This window comes from Methylobacterium sp. CB376, assembly GCF_029714205.1.
GTDB lineage: Bacteria > Pseudomonadota > Alphaproteobacteria > Rhizobiales > Beijerinckiaceae > Methylobacterium.
The window spans coordinates 119,700-138,864 of record NZ_CP121648.1 but is presented as its reverse complement, the minus strand read 5'-3'; the positions used below and the strand labels follow the sequence as shown (position 1 = coordinate 138,864).

The window sequence follows — 19,165 nt, the reverse complement described above, 5'->3', positions numbered from 1 at the left end:
GACCCCGCATGCCCCCTGCCTGGACTCCCGACCAGCCGATCGTGCAACTCATCGACGTGCACAAGTCCTTCGGCGCGCTGGAGGTGCTCAAGGGCATCAGCCTGGAGGTGCGCAAGGGCGAGGTGATCTGCATCATCGGCCCCTCGGGCTCGGGCAAGTCGACCCTGATCCGCTGCATCAACGCCCTGGTGCCGATCACCTCCGGCACGATCCGGGTCGAGGGGATCGAGGTCGCCGACCCGAAGCTCGACAAGCTCGCCCTGCGCCGCAAGGTCGGCATGGTGTTCCAGCAGTACAACCTGTTCCCGCACAAGACCGCGCTGCAGAACGTCATGATGGCGCCGATCCACGTGCTGGGCCAGGACCGGCGCGAGGTGGAGGCGCGCGCCCGCGCCCTCCTCGCCAAGGTCCGCCTCTCGGGCAAGGAGGACACCTACCCGGGCGAGCTATCGGGCGGACAGCAGCAGCGCGTCGCGATCGCCCGCTCGCTGGCCATGCGCCCCGACGTGATGCTGTTCGACGAGGTCACGGCGGCCCTCGATCCCGAGACCGTGAAGGAGGTGCTGGTCACCATCCGGGAACTCGCCGAGGAGGGCATGACCTGCCTGCTCGTGACCCACGAGATGGCCTTCGCCCGCGAGGTCGCCGACCACATCTACTTCACGGACCGGGGCGTGATCGTCGAGCACGGGCCGCCCGCGCAGTTCTTCGCCGCGCCGCGCGACCCGCGCACCCGCAGCTTCCTGTCGCAGATCCTCTGAGCGGGAAGGCGCGCCGTGCCGACGCTCCTCGAACGGGCCGCATCCTTCCTCGCCTCCCTCGATCCCGCCTCGCTCGATGGCGCCGCCCGCGCGGCGGCGTGCGAGGCGCTGACCGACTGCGTCGGCGTCGCGCTCGCCGGCTCCCGGGAGCCGGTCGCGCGCAACCTGCGCACCTGGGCGCGGGCCCGCGCCGCCGGCCGGTCCGCCACGGTGCTGGGCACGCGCCTGCGGCTGGATCCGGAGAACGCGGCCCTGTGCAACGCCGTCGCGGGCCACGCCCTCGACTTCGACGACACGAGTTGGACGACGATCGGCCATCCGAGCGTGGTCGTGGCGCCGGTCGCCCTCGCGGTCGGGGAGGAGATCGGCGCGTCCGGTCTCGCGGCGGTCGGGGCCTACCTGGCGGGGGTCGAGGTCGCCCACCGCCTCGCCGAGACCGTCATGCCCGAGGTCTCGCGCAACGGCTGGCACACCACGGCCGCGCTCTACGCCGTCGGCGCCGCGGCCGCGGCCTGCGCGCTGCGCCGGCCGGGCGAGGCCGCGACGATCCACGCGCTCGCCATCGCGCTGACCCGGTCCGGCGGCCTGCGGGCGAATTTCGGAACGCAGGCCAAGCCCCTGCACGCCGGGCTCGCCGCCCGGAGCGGCCTGGAGGCGGTGTCCCTCGCGATGGCCGGCGTGACCGCCTCGGCCGAGGCCTTCGAGGGCGCGGACGGGTTCGCCGCGTGCTTCGCCGGGCCGGCGGCGCGGGCGCGGATCGATCCCGGCGCGGTGCGCTTCGGCGAGCCCTTCGACCTCGTCGCCCGCGGGCTCGCCTACAAGCGCTATCCCTGCTGCAGCGGCGCCCACCCGGCCCTCGACCTGATCCTCGACCTGCGCCGCGCGCACGGGATCGCGGCGGAGCATGTCCGGGAGATCCGGGTCGGCACGAGCCTGCTCGCCGAGCGCGAACTCGTCTGCCACGCGCCGCGGACGCCGGCGGAGGCCCGGTTCTCGCTGGAATTCGCCCTCGCGGCCGCCCTGGTCCGCGGGCGGGTCGCGCTCGACACGTTCGACGACGCGACGCTTGCCGACCCGGCGCTCCGCCGCGTGATGGAACGGGTGCGCATGACCGTGAGCCCGAGCCTCGCGCGGCTCGGCTTCATCGGCACCGCGCCCGTGGAGATGGAGATCGAGGTGGAGGGCGGCCGGGTGATCTCGGGCAGCCGCGACCTCGCGGTCGGCAACCCCGAGCGGCCCCTGAGCGAGGCCGACCGGCGGGCGAAGTTCCTCGCCTGCGCGGGCCGCGCGCTCGCGCCGTCCGCGGCCGAGAGCGCCTACCTGGCCCTTCGCGACTTGGCCGACCTGCCGGGCCTGGAGCCGCTCCTCGACACGCTGGCCGGCTCCCCGTCGCCGCCCGCGCCCGTGACGTGAGGCCGCGCGGGCCTCGGGAGCCTTCGCGGCCCTGCCGGCCGCGGCGTCCGGTCCGGGAGAGCGGGCCCGGCCGCGCGGCGCCCATCCCCGGTCGAACGCCACGACCTTTCGAGGAAGAGTTTCCTTAGGGTCAAAACTCAATCAGCTTGACCATGCGAGGGGCTGCTTCCGACCCCAAGAAGCTATTCGATGCGGCATCAACGAAAGGCTGCTGGTGGAGGCACAGCGGACCTCTGAGGGCCTTTCCCAGCGACGGCAGACGGGGTTGCCTGTTGTAATGAGTTCTGGGGCTTCAAGCAGGTAGCGTTACAGAGTGCTGAGCCAGGAGTGTAAAACGGGCTCGGCGGCCGTCCAGCGAATTCCGCAAGGGCAAATCCTACTGCTCCCCACCCGGTTCAAATTCGTCTATGCGGTAGGCCATCGCGGGTGCCAGCCGTGCGATATGCGGCTGCCATTGCGCCCTCAGCGCAAGATATGTCTCTGCCCCCGCCTCATTGCGCATCGTCTCCACACCGGCTGCCGAGAGCCGTCTGAGAGCCGCTGCGAAGCGGGTGCGCCATGCCTCGCTCTCGGCGCTGGTCACGTCGGCTGGGGCGGGCAGGTCTCCGGGTAAAAACGTCGTTTCGAGCGTGACGACGAGCAGCATGGCAACGCGCCAGATTGCATCGACGGCGGCGGCCTCCTTCAGCCATGCCGCCTGACGGTCTGCAATCCCGCTGCGGATCAGTGACACCGTGTCGAGGACGATGAATGCCTGTGCCGAGACCGAGTAGAAGGGCTGCCGGAAGCGGAAGTAGAACAGCACAGGATAGAAGTGGTGGGTCTCCTTCATCTCGGCCATGGCCGCCGCGGTGTCGGCCAAGTGGCTGTAACCTGAATCGAGCTGCCCCTGTGACCCGAGCCGCGCGAGGAGTTCGGCCGCATCCGCGGTTTCGCCCGCTAACAGATGCAGCTTTAGTCCGAGCGCGTTGCGCTGCCGAAGCGCGCTGTAGACCTGCATGACGTAGGTCAGGACCAATGACGTCACCGACATGCCGACGAGCGAGTTCACGAGATAGAGGACGCGGTAGGCATCTGTGACCGGCTTGAAGTCGCTGGCTCCCACGATCGCCATGCTGCTGCCGCCTGCATAGAGGGCAGTCATGAAGTCGGCCGGGGTCTCGCCGCTGCTTGCCCGAACGGCCGTCCCGAGCGCGGGGTGGATGATCAGGCCGGCTCCGAGGGTCAGTCCCAGTGCCCAGAGCAGGACGTAGACGATGAGGATGACCGGGCCGCAGAAGGAGAGCACAGCGCCCCGCTTCTGCCCGACTTGATCGACGGCACGGAAGATTGCCCAGGTGAGATGGGCGACCCGGTCCGCGATCAGTCCTGTCCCGATGCGCGCGTAAAGGACTGTCAGGAAGATGTCGGCGAGGACAAGACCCATGACGAGCGCACCCGACGCCCGTTCGAAAGCAGGCAGCATCAGCCTTGCATCCTTCCAGCCTCAGGCGTTGGTCAACGTCCAGGGACGCATCGCCTCCGGGCGGATCATGTCGGGTGGCGGCTTGAAGTCGCGTGCCGCACCCCGCATCGCCTGCGCGGGACGGCGAAAGCCGCTGCGGCTGCGGTAATCCTGTCGGACCTTTCGGGACGGGGCGAGGGGTGCCCCCGAGAGGTTCTGTGCGCAGATCACGTCGATGGCTGTAACGCCAGCCAAGGCCACAAGGGCGATGAGCACGTTGTCCTTGCGCGGATTATGGCCCACTAGCCCAGGAAGGACCGTGGCGATGTCGAGCGCGTCTCCCGCGACGCGTGCCGAGATCCAGGGCGTCGGATCACGCGAGCCCAAGATCCCGGCACCCTGTAGGAGTTCGCGCACGCCGTAGGCTTCGATGACCGGGGCTGCGCGCGGCATTCCGAGCCAGCGGGCAATGGCACCGCCACACGCCAGTTCAGTCAGGCCGAGGCCGATGGAGAACCAGCCTAGGCCGTGGGCGAGTTCCCTGGTTGCGGGATCTGGCCTACGGCGCGGGTCTGAGGTGAGATAACTCGGCAGAGAATAGGGCACAGGAGCGCGACCCCGGTCCCGTTGAGACATGGCATCGGACATGCTGACTTCCTCGGTGCCGCAATGGATGCCGTAATGTGAGAGGAATGGCAGACCCGCCGCAGCGCGACGGGCTGCAAAGCCAATCAGGGCCGGAGCACAACCTTGATGCAGTTGTCTTTCTTGTCGCGGAAGGTCTTGTACATCTCGGGCCCTTGTTCGAGCCCAACCCGATGAGTGATGACGAAGGAGGGATCGATCTGCCCGTCGGCGACACGCTTGACGAGGTCATCCGTCCACCGGTTCACGTGGGTCTGCCCGGTGCGGATGGTCAGCCCCTTGTTCATCAGGGCTCCCACCGGCAATTTGTCGACGAGCCCGCCGTAGACACCCGGGATCGAGAGGATGCCAGCGGGGCGGCAGACATAAATCATCTCGCGCAGCACCGAGGCGCGGTCGCTCTCCAGCATTACGGCCTGTTTCAGTCGGTCGTAAACCTGTTCCAGAGCGCGCGGCGAATGCGCCTCCATGCCGACGGCATCGATGCACTTCTCCGGACCCTTGCCGTTGGTCAACTCATTGAGGCGCTCGATCACGCTCTCCTGCGCGTTGTCGATGGTTACAGCCCCTCCCGCGCGTGCCATCTCCAGGCGCTCGGGCACGCTATCGATGCAGACCACCTGCTTCGCACCGAGGAGGACCGCGGAGCGCAGTGTCATCTGGCCGACCGGACCGGCGCCCCAGATCGCGACCGTATCGGTCGGCTGGATGTCGGCTTGCACCGCGGCCTGCCAGCCGGTCGGGAAGATATCACCGAGGAACAGCACCTGCTCGTCGCTCAGGTTATCCGGCACCTTGATGTGGGTCTTATCGGCAAACGGCACACGGACGTACTCGGCTTGTCCGCCCTGGTAGCCGCCGGTGAGGTGGGTGTAGCCGAACAGGCCCGCGGTGGTGTGCCCGAAGGCTTTCTCGGCGATCGACTTGTTGCGGTTCGAGCGTTCGCAGACGGAGAAGTAGCCGCGCTTGCACTGATCGCATTCGCCACAGATGATTGTGAAAGGCACGACGATGCGCTCACCTTTCCTGAGAGCGCCGTTGACGCCTCTGCCCATCTCAACGACTTCGCCCATGAACTCGTGGCCCATCACGTCGCCCTTTTCCATGCCGGGCATGACGTGGTCGTAGAGGTGCAGGTCCGAGCCGCAGATCGCACAGGTGGTCACCTTGATGATTGCGTCGCGCTCATCCTCAATCTTAGGGTCCGGGACTGTATCGCATCGGATGTCTTCAGTGCCGTGCCAGACCAGTGCTCTCATAGCATTTCTCCGCAATAAAATGGTAATTTCAGCGGACATTTTGGTAATGATGCTCCTAAGCGAAAAATTTGCCCGCCTCTATAACGTGTGATTGAGCAGTAATTACATTTTGCCCTACGTGTCATTTTGGCAGCAATCAAGTCAGAAACAGAAAGCGAAGATTTTGCGGTGATCTTCTCAGAAATTTCAGCGGCATTCATTATCGGATAATATCGCATGAATTATGGCTGTACACTTCGGATGCCATGTCTGCGGTATAGCGAACGCTCCACAACACCCAGTCAGCGAATGTCCGCTTTCGATGGCGATGCAGTACGTTGTGGCCGTGCGGCTGAATGCCGGCTCCCACTCTCAGCGGCCATTCACATGGTCAAGCTGATTGGGTTTTGAACCTAGCACGCCCGGCGATCGCGGGATCGACCCTTGCGGCAAGATCGCCCACACCTCCAGGATCCCGAACTGCCGCCGCACGACCTGCTCGTACCAGTCACGACCACGCGGATCCGGTTGCCTGTGCGGCGCTATAGCGGGATCTTGCACGGCTTAAGGGAGAGAATCCCCCGAGTTAAGCAGCTGTTAACCATTCTGAACGAAGCGTGAGCGGCCGCGGACGAAGCGGAGCACGAGCCCACGGATCCCTCGCCGATGCACAAGTCCGGCATGCTGTCCCTGCGCGCCACGATGGCGGCGCTCTGCGCGCTCTCGGCCGTCGCGGCCGGGCTCACCGCGCTGCGCGTCGCGACGCCCGAGCACGCGCCGGCGCCGCGGCAGGGGCAGATCGCCCGGGACGGCGCGCGCCTCGTCGCCGACCGCCTCGCCTCGGCCGTGCTCGCGGTCTCCCGGGACGTCGCGCTGGCGGCCGAGAACGCGCTGCTGCAGCCCCAGGCCGATCCCGCCGCGATCCGCGCCTACTTCGCCCGCTGGCGCGCCCTCCACCCCGAATACGCGGACATCCTCCTGGCCGACCGGACCGGCCTGATCCGCGCGACGGCGAGCGGGAGATTCGCCGGCGCTCACGTGTCGGGCGCGACGTGGTTCGCGCGGGGCCTCGCCGGGACCGTCATCGCGGATGCCAGCGAGCGCAGCCGGGCCGGCATCGAGGCGCCCCGCAACACCATCCTGGGCGCGCCCGTGCCGGGACCGGACCGGACCGCGATCGGGATCCTGGCGGTGCAGCTCACGCCGGAATGGATCGGCAGCGTCGTTGACGCGGCGCGCGCCGATCTCGGGGAGGCCGGCCGCGCGCTGCAGCTCAGCATCCTCAACGGCACCGGGCGGCCCCTCCTGCAATCCGAGGGCGCCGCTGGCGCCCCGGCCGGCGGCCCCGAGGCGGTGGCCTCGCTCCCCGACGCCGAGGGGGCGGGGCTCGGCTGGCTCGTCGCCGCGCGGGCGCCGGGCGAGGCCGGGCCGACCTGGCAGTCGCAAGCCGGCTCGCTGCTCCTGGCGGACGTGGTGGCCCTGGCCGCCCTCCTGGGCTGGATGGTCGGGGGGCACGCCACCCGGGGCCTCGCGCGCCTGCGCGGCGCCGCCCGGGACGAGCGGCCCGGCCTCGGCGCCGAGCGGTTCTGGATGCGGGACCTGGGCGACCTCGCCGGGACCCTCGCGGAGGTCACCGCGCGCGCCCAGAGCCGCGACCGGCTGCTCCACGAGACCCGCGCGGCGCTGGCGCGGGCGCGCAACCGGCTCCGCTTCATCCACGCCGTCACCGGCGCGACCTGCTGGGAGGTGGATTTCGCGAGCGGGCAGGTCGCCTGGACGGATGCCGCCGCCGACCGCGACGCGGGCGCCTCCGAGCGGGTCTGCGCCCTGGACGAGATCCTCTCCCGCGTGGCCGGCGACGACCGCGCGCTGGTCGAGGGCGCCATGCGCGGCGCGCTCGCCGCCGAGGGCGTCACCCGCGACGTGGCCGTCCGGATCCTCCCGGGCGACGGCGATGCCCGCGAGCGGCGCCTGATCCTGCGCATCGCGAAGGCGGCGCGGGACGAGGTCTCCTGCACGCGGCTGCACGTGCTCAGCCGGGAAGTGGCGGCCGCGCTGCCGGCGCCGGGCCCGGGCCTCGCCGCGGAGAATGCGGGCGCGCTGCCGGCGCCGGAGCGCCGCCGGGACCCGCTCACCCGCGAGATCGTCGACAGCATCGTGCACGACATCAACAACGTCCTGACCGTCGTGCTGACCTCGGTGGGGGCCGCGCGGGCGGGCCACATCCCCGACGAATCGGTCCGGCGCTGGCTCGAGGCGGCGTTTCGCGGGGCCGCGCGGGGCGCCTCGACGACGCGCCGGGTGCTCGCGCTGAGCCGGCGGGAGGCTCCCCCGGCCGGCGAGATCGATCTCGCGCCGATCCTCGACGACGTCCTGGCCTTCCTGCGCGGCACGGTCCTGGCCGGCACCCCGGTCGCGGTCTCGAAGGCCGCCGACCTGCCGCGGCTGCACTGCGCCGAGCGCGACGTCGAGATCGCCCTGCTCAACCTCGCCGTCGACATCCGCGCCTGCCTGACGGAGGGGGACGCGGTCGCGATCGTGGTCGGGGCCTCGCGGGACGCGGCCGGGGCGCCGATCCGCCAGCAGGCGGGCGTGCAGATCGGCGTCTCGATCGGCGGACGCTTGGCGGAGGGAAGCGGGATCGCGGCCGTGCGCCAGCTCATGGAGGAGATCGGCGGCGCGATCAGCGTCGGCCCGTCCGAGGTCACGCTCTGGATCCCGGGCTCCGACCTCGCCCCCGCCCAGGCGCGCCCGGGGGCCCGCGCGCGGGCGCGGCGCGTCCTCCTCGCGGAGGCCGACCCGCTGGTGCGCTCGGTCACGGCCGACGCCCTCGCGGGGCTCGGCCACGCGGTCACCCTCGCGGCGACCGCCGACCAGGCCTTCCAGGCCCTGGCGGAGCGGCGGGACTTCGACCTGCTGCTCTGCGACCACCTCCTGCCCGGCGCCAAGGGCCTCCACCTCGCGGCCGTCGTCTCGCGCACCCATCCGGCGATGGAGATCGTGATCATGGGCGCGCGGGGCCAGCTGCCCGCGAACGCGCAGGTCTTCGGCAGCCTCCACAAGCCCTTCGGCCTGACCGAACTCGTCCGCGCGCTGGACGAGGCTCCGGCCGCTTCCGTGCGGGCCGCCTGAGGGTTCAGGCGCCCCCGGGGGGAGCCGCCCGGCAGGGGAGGGGCGTGCCGCTGAGAAAGCGCCCGGACCGGGCGGCGTCCTCGCCGGGCCGCGCGGTCCCGCCGCCGTGCTCTGGGATTTGTTTCAGTCTTCCGGCTCGCGCGCCGCAATGGAGGACGCCACGATCGCGGCCTCTCTCATCCGGCACGCCGTCGCGGTGCCCGATCGAGTCAGCCAATACGGAGTGAAGACTCAGAATTGAACCATGTAGCACGACTCTTATCGCTCGATTGACGGCCGCCGCGGCCTGTGTCGTTCACAGCACATTGCCTGAGCAACGGCGCAGAGCCACAGGATTTAACGCCTCGTTAACCATTAAAACGAATATTTGTGGCGCTCGAAGCCGGGTTCACCCGCAGCAAGGCCCCAGAAGGTGCGACGTGTCTGCCCATCATTTGATCAAATGCTGCATTGTTGCCCTGGTTGGGTCGATTGCCGTGCCGGAGATCGGGTTCGCGGCCGATTGGTACACGGGGGCCGAGCAGGTCGTCCCGCAGGATGACTGGATCGTTGCGGTCGATGCCGCGGCCACCGTGACCTCGAACAGCTCCGCTTTCGGCGCGGTCACGGCGACGATCGCGACGGCCAACACCCTGGTCGAGAGCGGCCCGCGGGTCCGACTCCAGAGCGTCGACGGCGTCTATTCCTACCCTGGCGCGGGCGCCGGCCGGACGGTCCACGGGGTCCAGGCGGAGGGGTCGGCGCTCTTGGGCTACGAGTGGATCTGGCAGCAGGCCGCCGTCGCCGGCTACATCGGCTTCAATGTCCGCCACAACGAGCTCTCGATCCCGGATCCGCGCAACCCGGTGGTCGGAACCGGCGTCGGCGCGAAGGTCGCCGCCGACATCTACCTCAACCCGACGGTCGACACGCTGTTCGCGGCGAACGCCTCCTATTCCACGCTGTTCCGCGCCTACTACGCCCGCCTGCGCGCCGGATTCGCCGTCGCGGACGGCGTCTTCCTCGGCCCCGAGGGCACGTTCCTCGGCGATCAGTTCTTCAACCAGTGGCGCGTCGGCGCGCACCTCACCGGATTCTTCGTCGGGCCGATGAAATTCTCGCTCGGTGCCGGCTACGTCTTCGATCGCATTCAGAAGAGTGGTTACTACACCAGCGTCGAAGCGCGTGCGGCGTTCTGATTTAACCGTTCATTGGAGACGTTTATCAACAGCCGCGATGCCGATCGAGAGTGGACTGAAATTGGTCAGACTTTGGCTCGTATATTGCTGTGAAATGCAGCACCGAGTCGGTGTCTTGTTTTCACAGAGGAGATGAGAGTCGTGCCTGTCATTCTCGCGCGAGCGCTCTGGCTGACCAGCGCGATGGCCGTCCTCGCGCTCCTGGTTCAGCCCGTCGGGACGCAGGTCCAGCTCGAGATGAGCCTCGGCGCGATGGGCCTGATGGGCCTGATCTGGCTGTTCCTGCGCGGGCGCGTGGCCCGGTCGGTCTTCCTGGCGATCGGCAGTTTGGTGGTGCTGCGCTACCTCTACTGGCGCGTCTCCAGCACGCTGCCGCCCGTGAGCGACGTGCCCGGCTTCGTCTGCGGCATGATCCTGCTCGTGGCGGAACTCTACTGCTTCTACATCCTGATGATCAGCCTCGTCGTGAACGCCGACCCGATCGCGCGCGCGACGCCCGACGCCGCGGACGACGACGCCCTGCCGACCGTCGACGTGTTCGTGCCGAGCTACAACGAGGACAGCGACGTCCTGGCGACCACGCTCGCGGCCGCCAAGTCCCTGGACTACCCCGCCCACAAGCTCACCGTGTGGCTCCTCGACGACGGCGGGACGGAGCAGAAATGCTCCGATCCGAACCGCGCCAAGGCCGTCGAGGCCCGCACCCGCCGCTCGGTGCTCCAGAAGCTGTGCGCGGAACTCGGCGTCAACTACCTGACCCGGCGCCGCAACCTCCACGCCAAGGCCGGCAACCTCAACAACGGGTTCCAGCACTCGCAGGGCGAGATCGTCGTCGTGCTCGACGCGGACCACGTCCCGTTCCGCTCCTTCCTGCGCGACACGATCGGGCATTTCGCGCAGGACCCGAAGCTGTTCCTCGTGCAGACGCCGCACGCCTTCCTCAACCCGGACCCGATCGAGCGCAACCTCGGCACCTTCGACCGCATGCCCTCGGAGAACGAGATGTTCTACGCCGAGACCCAGCGCGGCCTCGACAAGTGGAACGGCTCCTTCTTCTGCGGCTCGGCCGCGCTGCTGCGCCGCCGGGCGCTCGAGGAGGCGGGCGGCTTCTCCGGCATCACCATCACGGAGGATTGCGAGACCGCCTTCGAGCTGCATTCCCGCGGCTGGACCAGCGTCTACGTCGACAAGACCCTGATCGCCGGCCTGCAGCCCGACACGCTGACCTCCTTCATCGGTCAGAGGTCGCGCTGGTGCCAGGGCATGCTGCAGATCCTGCTGCTGAAGAACCCGCTGCTCAAGCGCGGCCCGACGTCGATCCAGCGGCTCTGCTACCTGTCGAGCATGACTTTCTGGTTCTTTCCGGTGCCGCGATTGATCTTCATGGTCGCGCCCCTGCTTTACATCTTCCTGGACCTCAAGATCGTGGTGGCCAACGTCGATGAAGCGATCGCCTACACCGCGACCTACATTGCCGTGAACCTGATGATGCAGAATTACCTCTACGGCCGCCTGCGCTGGCCTTTCGTCTCGGAGCTCTACGAGTACGTCCAGGGATTGTTCCTGATCAAGGCGACCGCGTCCGTCATCCTGTCGCCGCGCAAGCCGCACTTCAACGTCACGGCCAAGAACGTGACGCTCGACCGCGACCAGCTCTCGCCGCTGGCGATGCCCTTCCTGGCGGTGTTCCTGGTCCTGCTGCTCGGGGCGGGCGTGGCCACCTACCGCTACCTGTACGAGCCCGGCATCACGAACCTGATGCTCGTCGTCGGCCTGTGGAACCTGTTCAACCTGATCACCGCGGGGGCGGCGCTCGGGGCGGCGGCGGAGCGCCGGCAGACCGAGACGACGCCCTCCCTCGCGGTCGAGCGCCCGGCGGTGCTGACGCTGAACGGCCTCGCCATCGACGTCGCGGTCGAGCGGATCTCCCGCGAGCGCGCGCGGGTCCGCATGGACGCGATCGTGCCGATGCGGCGCGACGGCGACGCGAGCGTGGGGACGCTCGGGGTCGCGCCCCGGGCCGACCTGCCCGAGGCCACGGCCCGGGCCGCCATCACGGCCCGGGTGGTCGGGGTCGCGCTCGCGGGCGAGGAATCGGTCTGCGACCTCGTCTTCGAGGACATGACGCCCTGCGCCTACCTCGTCCTCGCGGACCTGATGTACGGCGACGCGGAGGCGATGCGGCGCTTCCAGCAGCGCCGGCGCGGGCACAAGAACCTGCTCGCCGGCAGCCTGCAATTCGTCGCCTGGGGGATCGCCGGCCCGTGCCGGGCCCTGTCCTACTTCCTGTCGGACCTCGCGGCGCGGGACGCGCGCAAGGACCCGGCCGAGGTGCCGGTCCCGCAGACGATCCGCATGCATCGGCGCCTGGCCGAGACGCCGCGGCGCAGCTTCGTGGAACCCGCGAGGCCGCGCCCGGCCGCGCCCGAGGCGCAGCCGCCGGTGCCCGCCAACCCGGTCGACGCCACGCCGGCCTGGCTGCGCATGATGCTGGAGGCGGAGAACGCGACGCTCGCCCAGAACCGCGGCCGGCGCCGCTCCGACCTCGACCCCTCCTCGCAGCCGAGCCTCGGCTGAGGCCGCCATGACCGCCCAACCCCGCCTTCCCGACCTCCTGCCGATCCCCGCCGCCCCGGTCGGCGCCGCCCTGCGCCGGATCGCCGGCACCTCGCTCATCGGCCTCGCCCTGCTCCTGCCCCAGGGCGCCGGCGCCCAGAGCTTCCTCGGACGCGGCGCCCCCCAGGTGCTGTCCGTCCCGGACGCGGCCGGCGCGGCGCCCGGCCGCCCGGCCGAGGCCGCGCCCGCCCCCGAGGGCGCCGCGGTGCCGGCGCCCGCGCTCCTGCCGCAGCGGCCGCTCCCGGCCGGCCGGAGCGGGCTGCGCCTGAGCGGCGAGGAGAGCGGCCTGCAATGGAGCGTCTACCTGACGGAGGCCGAGGCGCGCGAGCACCTGCGCTTCCGCATCGGCTACCTGGCGGCGATCTCCGTGGTCCCGGAGACCTCCTCCCTCACCCTGTCCATCAACGACGCGGTGGTCGGCCGCACGGCGATCCGCGCCCCGAGCGCCGTGCGGGTCGTCGAGTTCGACGTGCCGCCCGGCCTGCTCAGGCCCGGCTACAACGCCGTCGCGGTCGCGGCCGTCCAGCGCCACCGGGTCGATTGCAGCCTGCCGGCGACCTACGAGCTCTGGACCCAGGTCGACCCGTCCTGGACCGGCTTCGTGCTGCCGCCGGGCACCGGGACCGCCCAGAGCCTGCGCGACCTCGCCGCGGTCCCGCCCGATCCGCGCGGCGTCGTCCCGATCCGGGTGATGCTCCGCAGCCGGCCGACCTTCGAGACCTTCGAGCGCATCATCGGCCTCGTGCAGCGCGTCGCGCTGGCCGGCGGCTACAGCCACGTGGCGGTCGAGTTCGGATCGGCGCAGCAGGGACCCTCGGGCCTGAACCTCGTGGTCGCGAGTCCCGACGAGCTGCGCGAGGTCGCCAATGTCGAGGCCGGCGAGGTGGCGAGCGGCCAGCCGCTGACCGTCCTGCCGGCCCAGGCGACCCGGGCCACGACCCTGATCGTCCCGGGCACCGCCCCGGCGGATCTCGACGCCGCCGCCGAGGCGGTCACCGCCTCGGCGGCCCATGAGCCGGTCGGGAGCCCGCAGGGGTTGCGGGCGCTCGCCCTCGCGCGCGGCGCCGAGATCCGGGGCGGCGAGACGCTGCGCCTCGCCGATCTCGGCCTGCAGAACCGCGAATTCAGCGGACGGCTGTTCCGGGCCGGCTTCGACGTGGTCCTGCCGAGCGACGTGATCGCGGCGGATTACGGCAAGGTCGTCCTGACGCTGGAGGGCGGCTACGCCGCCGGCCTCGACCCGGAGGCGCAGGTGATCGTCGACGTCAACCGGCGCAACGCGGCGAGCGCGCCGCTGCCGCGCGCCGAGGGCGAGGTGTTCCGCGACGCGCAGATCGGCCTGCCGCTCGGGCGCTGGCGGCCCGGCCGCAACCGCGTCGACGTCACGGCGCTGCTGCCCGCCGCCTCGGACCGCGCCTGCAGCGACGCGGAGGCGGACCGCAAGCGCTTCCTGTTCCTCGGCGAGACCAAGGTGGCCTTCCCGCGGCTGGCGCGGGCGCTGCGGCTGCCGGACCTCGCCGCGACGGCGGGCGGCGGCGCGCCCTATCGCGATGCGCCGCGGCGGCCGCGCCTCGTCGTGCCGGCGCCCGACCGGGCCTCGATGTCGGCCGCCGCCACGATCGCGGTGCGCCTCGCCCTGGCGGCGGGCCGCCCGATCGACTTCGAACTCGCCACCGAGCGCGCGGCGGAGAGGCGGGGCCCGACCGTGGTCGTCGGGCCGGTCCGCACGCTCGATCCCGACCTGCTGCGCACCGTCGGGCTCGACCCGCAGCAGGTGCAGCAGATCTGGCAGGGGCGGGCCGCGCAGGCCGGCGCCGAGATCCCGCAGCCGGCCGGCCAGGGCGGGGGCCTGAGCCTCGACCGCCTGCGCTCCGACATCCCTCCCGCCTGCGCGCTCCCGGCCGCCCCGTCGCGCAGCATCGCGGTGGCCCAGCGCGGGCGCTCCTCGGCGCGCGCGCAGGCCGCCGACCTCGTCACCTCCTGGGGCGCCTCCCTGCGCGGGGCGGGCGCGGGCGAGGACGGCCTCGCGGGGATCGGCGCGCGGCTCGGCGCCGTCCTCCAGGAGGCGGTCGCGGCGGCCTCGCGCTGGCTCGACGCGCAGGTCCGCGAGGCGGAGATCGAGGTGGATGCCCGCACCTCCCTGATCGCCGGGCAGGGCCTGATGGGGCGCGACCCCGACGCGACGCTCACGGTCTTCACGGCGCCGACCCCGGCGGCGCTGCAGGCCTCGGTGACCTGCCTGACCGCGCCGTCGGTGTGGGACCGGCTCGAAGGGCGGGTGGCCGTGCTCGACGGCAATGACGGCGCGGTCCGCACCTACGCGGCGCGGCACGCGATCCTCGTCGAGACGGCGCCCCGCAGCTTCGAGAATCTCCGGCTGATCGTGGCGGGCTGGTTCTCGTCCAATCCGAACGCCTTCGCGCTGATCATCCTGGCCTCGGCGGCCGCCCTCGGCCTGTCCACCTCGGCCATGCTGCGCGGCGTCGGGCGCACCGGCACGGGGCGGCGCGGCGACCCCGACCGCGGCACCGGAGCCCCCCGATGAGATCCTTCCTGCGCCTCGCGGCGACGATCCTGATCCTGGGCAGCGCCGCGCTGGGCGGCGCCCGGCCAGGCCTCGCCCAGCAGCCGGGCGCCGCCGAGCCGCCGCCCCGCGCGCGCGACGCCAAGAACCGTGATGGCGAGAGCCGGACTGGCGAGAACCGGACTGGCGAGCCGGCGTCGCTCCACAACGCCCTCGGCAACGGGGCGGCGTGGCGCGCCTACAAGGCGCGCTTCGTCACCGACCAGGGCCGCGTCGTCGACACGGCCAACGGCCGCATCAGCCACAGCGAGGGGCAGGGCTACGGCATGCTGCTCGCCGTCGCGGCCGGGGACCGCGACGCCTTCCAGCGGATCTGGGACTGGACCCGCGCCAACCTCATGGTCCGGGACGATTCCCTGCTGGCCTGGCGCTGGGAGCCGGACAAGCGCCCGGGCGTCGCCGACATGAACAACGCCACCGACGGCGACCTCCTGGTGGCCTGGGCCCTCATCGAGGCCGCGGACGCCTGGCAGGACGAGGGCTACCGCCTCGCGGCACGGCGCATCGCCGTCGATATCGGCCGCCGCACGGTGCTGTTCCGCTCCGAGGGCGCGGCCCTGCTCCTGCCGGGCATGGCCGGGTTCTCGGCCGAGGACCGGGCGGATGGGCCGGTGATCAACCTGTCCTACTGGATCTTCCCCGCCCTGGCGCGCCTGCCCGCGGTGGCGCCCGAATTCGACTGGGCCCGGCTCAGCGCGGCCGGCCTCGACCTCGCGCTGCGGGCGCGGTTCGGGGAGGCGGCGCTGCCGGTCGAGTGGACCTCGCTGCGCGGGGGCGAGCCGAAAGCGGCGGCCGGCTTCCCCCCGGTCTTCTCCTACAACGCGGTCCGGGTGCCGCTCTACCTCGCCATGGCGGGCATCGCGGAGCGCCGCTACTACGCCCCCTTCGTGAAGGCCTGGGCCGAGGTCGGCGCCTCGGGCCTGCCGGTGGTCGACACCGCGAGCAACGACGTCGTCGGACGGATGCAGGAGCCCGGCTACCTCGCGGTCGCGGCCCTCACCGCCTGCGCGGCCGGCACGGCCTCGCTGCCGCCCGCCCTTCCCGACCCGACCTCGCCGCAGAACTACTACCCGGCGACGCTCCAGCTCCTGGCCCTCGCCGCCGTCAACATGAGGTACGCGTCATGCCTTGGGCGCTGAGTTCCGGAGCGCCGTCGCGACGGGCCGCGATGCTCGCGGCGCTCCTCGCCGCGGGCGGGGGCGCCGCGCGGGCGGAGGCTCCGACTGCCCCGGTCGGGGTGATCCAGCTCGACGAGCGGCGCGCGCCCGTGATCCTCGGCAGGGACGGCGCGCCGGCCGAGGATGCCGAGATCGTCGACGAGAGCGCGCTGCGCTTCTACGCCGCCCAGCGCCAATCCGACCGGGTCCAGGCCGAGATCGCCCGCCTGCGCCGCCGCTACCCGAACTGGAAGGTTCCGGCGGACCTCGATTCCATCCGCCCGAGCCCGCCCGAGGAGGCCCCGATGTGGGACCTGTTCACGGCCGGCCGGTTCAACGACCTGCGCGCCGCGATCGCGGCCCGCCAGGCGAGCGATCCCGGCTGGCAGCCCTCGGACGACCTCGCCCGCAAGCTCAACCGCGGCACGCTGCGCAGCGAGGTCAAGGCCGCGGCCCGCGAGGGCGCCTGGCCGGAGGTGATCGCCCGGGTCCGGGCGGTGCCGGAGGCGATGCGCGACCTCGACATCGACATCGCCTGGCTCGTCGCGGAAGCCTACGCCCGCGGCGGCGATCCCGGCCAGGCCGCGAGCCTCTACCGGGGCATCCTGGCGGGGCAGAAGGAATCCGCCCTGCGCCTCGCGACGATCCAGAAGGCGATGGCGACCCTGCCGATCGGCCAGGTCGAGCCGCTCCTCGCCCTCGGTCAGCCGGCCGCGGACGGGAGCAACGAGTTCGCGGCGCTGCGCCTCGACGTGACCCGCGCCCGCATCGCCGCCATCCTGCACGACGAGCCGGTGGGCCGGATCGAGCCGGCCGACCTCGCCGCCCTGAGCGACCACGTGCGCAAGCTCGGCGAGCCGGACCAGTTCAGCCTGCTCGGCTGGTACGCCTACAAGCGGCGGCAATTCCGCGAGGCGCTGGACTGGTTCAAGGGCGCGATCGCCCGCGGGGGCAGGGCCACCGTCGCGACCGGGCTCGCCCTCTCGCTGCGCGAGGTCGGGCAGGAGCGCGACGCCGAGGAGGTCGCCTTCGCGTGGCGCGAGGGATCGGTCACCAACACGGCCCTCTACATGGACCTGCTGGAGCGCCGTCTCACCCAGTCCCCGGTGGCACCCCTGGAGGCGCCGCGCCTGGACCGCTTCGCCAAGCTCGTCCTCGCGACCGGCTCGGGCGAGGGCGCCCAGGCGCTCGGCTGGTACGCCTACAATGCCTGCCAGTTCGACGCCGCCGCGGAGTGGTTCGAGCGGGCGAGCGCCTGGAAGCCCCGCGAGGCCGCGATCCTCGGCTACGCCCTCTCGCTGACCCGGCAGAAGCGCAACCGCGAGTTCCTGGAAATCGTGAACCGCTACGACGGGCTGTTCCCGAAGGTGGTCGGGCTCCTGTTCACGGCGCAGGACGAGGGCGCCGATCCGGGCCCCTGCGCGCCCCCCCGCTCGGGCCCCGCGCCCCAGCGCGCGGCCCTGACCCGGCCGGCCGCGCCCCGCGTGCCGAAGCCGACCGCGGCCGCCCCCGAGACGGTCCTGCCCGTCCGCCGCGGCGAGTTCCCCCAGGCGGTCGCGCCGGAGAACCCGCTGCGCTTCACCGCCCAGCCCGCGGGCGAGAAGGGCGGCGAGCGGGACGCCCTGCGCGACCTCCGCGCGGGGCCGCCGCCGCTGGTGGCCCGCCGGGTCCCCGGGGTCGGGCCGATGCCCTACGAGCGCTACGGCTACGCCCTGCTGCCGAGCTGGAACGGCTCGGACCGGGCGAGCCCGCAGGACGGCCTGCCGCCCCCGCGGTCGGAACCATCGCGCAGGCCGAGGGAGCCGCCGCCCCGGCCGGCCCCGCCCGCCCCACCCAGACCCGCGACGGAGATCGCTTCGGCCTCTTCGACGCGCCGCCCGCCGCGATGCGGTGAGCGCAGCTTCCGGATCGCCCATGACCTCGCCCCGTCCCTCCCTCGCCGCGGCGTCCCTCCGGATGGTCGCACTCGCCGCCGCGGCGGCGTCGCTCGCCGCCTGCACCGCGTCGGGCAGCGGCCGGCGCGTCCTGCGCGGCGCGGAGAGCGCCACGTCCTTCAGCTCGCTCAACGGCTCGGCCCGGTCGCAGGCCCTCGTGCACCTGCCGGGCGCCGAGGCCGGGCAGTCCATCCAGGTCGACGGCTACTCGCAGGGCCTGCGCCAGCGGATCAGCTTCGGCCCGCGGGGCGGGGGTGGCGAGGGCTGGATCGACCTCGCGCTGCGCCGCCGCGGGGCCGTGGACGGGCCCGCCATGGCCAAGCCGACGCGCTCGGGCATCGCGGCGGAACTGGCGGCGCTGGCCGGAGGATCGGGCTACCGGATCTCGTCGCGCCCGGCCCGGAACGCCTACGGGCCGATGGGCTTCGCCCAGAACGAGCGCTGCGTCTACGCGTGGCAGTGGATCGAGGCGGTGCCGAGCCTCGGCGCGGCCTTCCCGCCCGCCGCCTCGCCCGTCACCGCCTCGCTGCGCATCCACCAGTGCCGCCGCGCGGGCACGCCGTCCGAGGCGCTGATCGAGAATCTCGCGCGCCTGCGGCTCGGGTCCGACGGTCCCGTGCCGGCGGACGCGCCCCCGCGCCGCCGGCCGGCATCCCGTCGCGTCCTGGCGGCCGCGCCGGCCGCGGTCCCGCCCGCGGCGGCCGTCCCGCCGGCGATGGCGGCCGCGCCGGTCGCCCCGCGGCCCGCCGCCCCGGACCGGGCCGCGACCCCGACCTACCTCGCGCCGCCCGCCGGCCCGCCGGCGGCCGCCTCCCTGGCGCCGCCCGCGGTACCCCGCCCGGGGCCGGCCGGCGCCACGCTCGCCCAGCCCCGCTTCATCACGGATACCCTCCCGACCCCCGGGATCGGCCGCATGCCCGAGGCGGCCCCCGCGCCGCGCCCGCCCGCCCGCGCCGAGCCGATCTCGGGCGAATTGCCGGCCCAGGCCTATCGCGGCCCGGCACCGCCGCCCTTCGGCTGGTAAGAGGGACCAGCCGTCATCCGCTGTCCGGGCGATCACGTC

12 protein-coding genes are annotated in these 19,165 nt (G+C 72.1%); 8 read left to right on the top strand and 4 right to left on the bottom strand.

Features of this window, described 5'->3' with window-relative positions:
• The first annotated feature begins 8 nt into the window (after positions 1-8).
• Positions 9-761, top strand: a complete 753-nt coding sequence (locus QA634_RS00575; protein ID WP_012330117.1) for an amino acid ABC transporter ATP-binding protein — start codon at positions 9-11, stop codon at positions 759-761.
• 15 nt (positions 762-776) lie between these two features.
• On the top strand, positions 777-2,174 hold the full coding sequence (locus QA634_RS00570; RefSeq protein WP_012330116.1) for an MmgE/PrpD family protein: 1,398 nt from the start codon (positions 777-779) through the stop codon (positions 2,172-2,174).
• A gap of 376 nt (positions 2,175-2,550) precedes the next feature.
• Here the strand turns inward: QA634_RS00570 and QA634_RS00565 are convergent, their stop codons facing one another.
• The 3 genes from QA634_RS00565 to QA634_RS00555 all read right to left on the bottom strand — a co-directional run bounded on the left by QA634_RS00565 (position 2,551) and on the right by QA634_RS00555 (position 5,522).
• Positions 2,551-3,639, bottom strand: coding sequence for a hypothetical protein (locus tag QA634_RS00565; protein ID WP_012330115.1), 1,089 nt, complete (start codon positions 3,637-3,639; stop codon positions 2,551-2,553).
• Positions 3,640-3,660: 21 nt separating this feature from the next.
• Positions 3,661-4,266, bottom strand: a complete 606-nt coding sequence (locus tag QA634_RS00560; RefSeq protein ID WP_012330114.1) for a hypothetical protein — start codon at positions 4,264-4,266, stop codon at positions 3,661-3,663.
• Between the two features lie 83 nt (positions 4,267-4,349).
• Positions 4,350-5,522: a zinc-dependent alcohol dehydrogenase gene (locus QA634_RS00555; protein WP_012330113.1), complete on the bottom strand. Its 1,173-nt coding sequence runs from the start codon at positions 5,520-5,522 to the stop codon at positions 4,350-4,352.
• 645 nt (positions 5,523-6,167) lie between these two features.
• Between QA634_RS00555 and QA634_RS00550 the strand changes: the two genes are divergently transcribed.
• The 5 genes from QA634_RS00550 to QA634_RS00530 all read left to right on the top strand — a co-directional run bounded on the left by QA634_RS00550 (position 6,168) and on the right by QA634_RS00530 (position 16,150).
• Positions 6,168-8,633 carry a response regulator gene (locus tag QA634_RS00550; RefSeq protein ID WP_012330112.1) on the top strand — a complete coding sequence of 822 codons (2,466 nt, stop codon included), beginning with the start codon at positions 6,168-6,170 and terminating at the stop codon, positions 8,631-8,633.
• A gap of 476 nt (positions 8,634-9,109) precedes the next feature.
• Entirely contained in the window at positions 9,110-9,811 is a 702-nt protein-coding gene (gene bcsS, locus QA634_RS00545) for a cellulose biosynthesis protein BcsS (RefSeq protein ID WP_083784608.1), read from the top strand.
• A 141-nt stretch (positions 9,812-9,952) separates the two neighbouring features.
• Entirely contained in the window at positions 9,953-12,388 is a 2,436-nt protein-coding gene (gene bcsA / locus QA634_RS00540) for a UDP-forming cellulose synthase catalytic subunit (RefSeq protein ID WP_012330110.1), read from the top strand.
• Positions 12,389-12,395: 7 nt separating this feature from the next.
• A complete protein-coding gene (locus QA634_RS00535; protein ID WP_012330109.1) occupies positions 12,396-14,972 on the top strand; it encodes a cellulose biosynthesis cyclic di-GMP-binding regulatory protein BcsB in 2,577 nt (858 codons plus the stop codon).
• Positions 14,969-16,150 (top strand): glycosyl hydrolase family 8, encoded by a 1,182-nt coding sequence (locus tag QA634_RS00530; protein ID WP_012330108.1) that lies wholly within the window; start codon positions 14,969-14,971, stop codon positions 16,148-16,150. The genes QA634_RS00535 and QA634_RS00530 overlap by 4 nt, the downstream gene beginning before the upstream one ends.
• Here the strand turns inward: QA634_RS00530 and QA634_RS35680 are convergent.
• Entirely contained in the window at positions 16,078-17,007 is a 930-nt protein-coding gene (locus QA634_RS35680) for a hypothetical protein (protein ID WP_445928378.1), read from the bottom strand. The two genes, QA634_RS00530 and QA634_RS35680, sit on opposite strands and share 73 nt — an antisense overlap.
• Before the next feature lie 1,075 nt (positions 17,008-18,082).
• Between QA634_RS35680 and bcsN the strand changes: the two genes are divergently transcribed.
• The gene (gene bcsN / locus QA634_RS35675; protein ID WP_445928377.1) at positions 18,083-19,126 is read left to right on the top strand and encodes a cellulose biosynthesis protein BcsN; all 1,044 of its coding nucleotides are present in this window, start codon (positions 18,083-18,085) and stop codon (positions 19,124-19,126) included.
• The last annotated feature ends 39 nt before the right edge of the window (positions 19,127-19,165 follow it).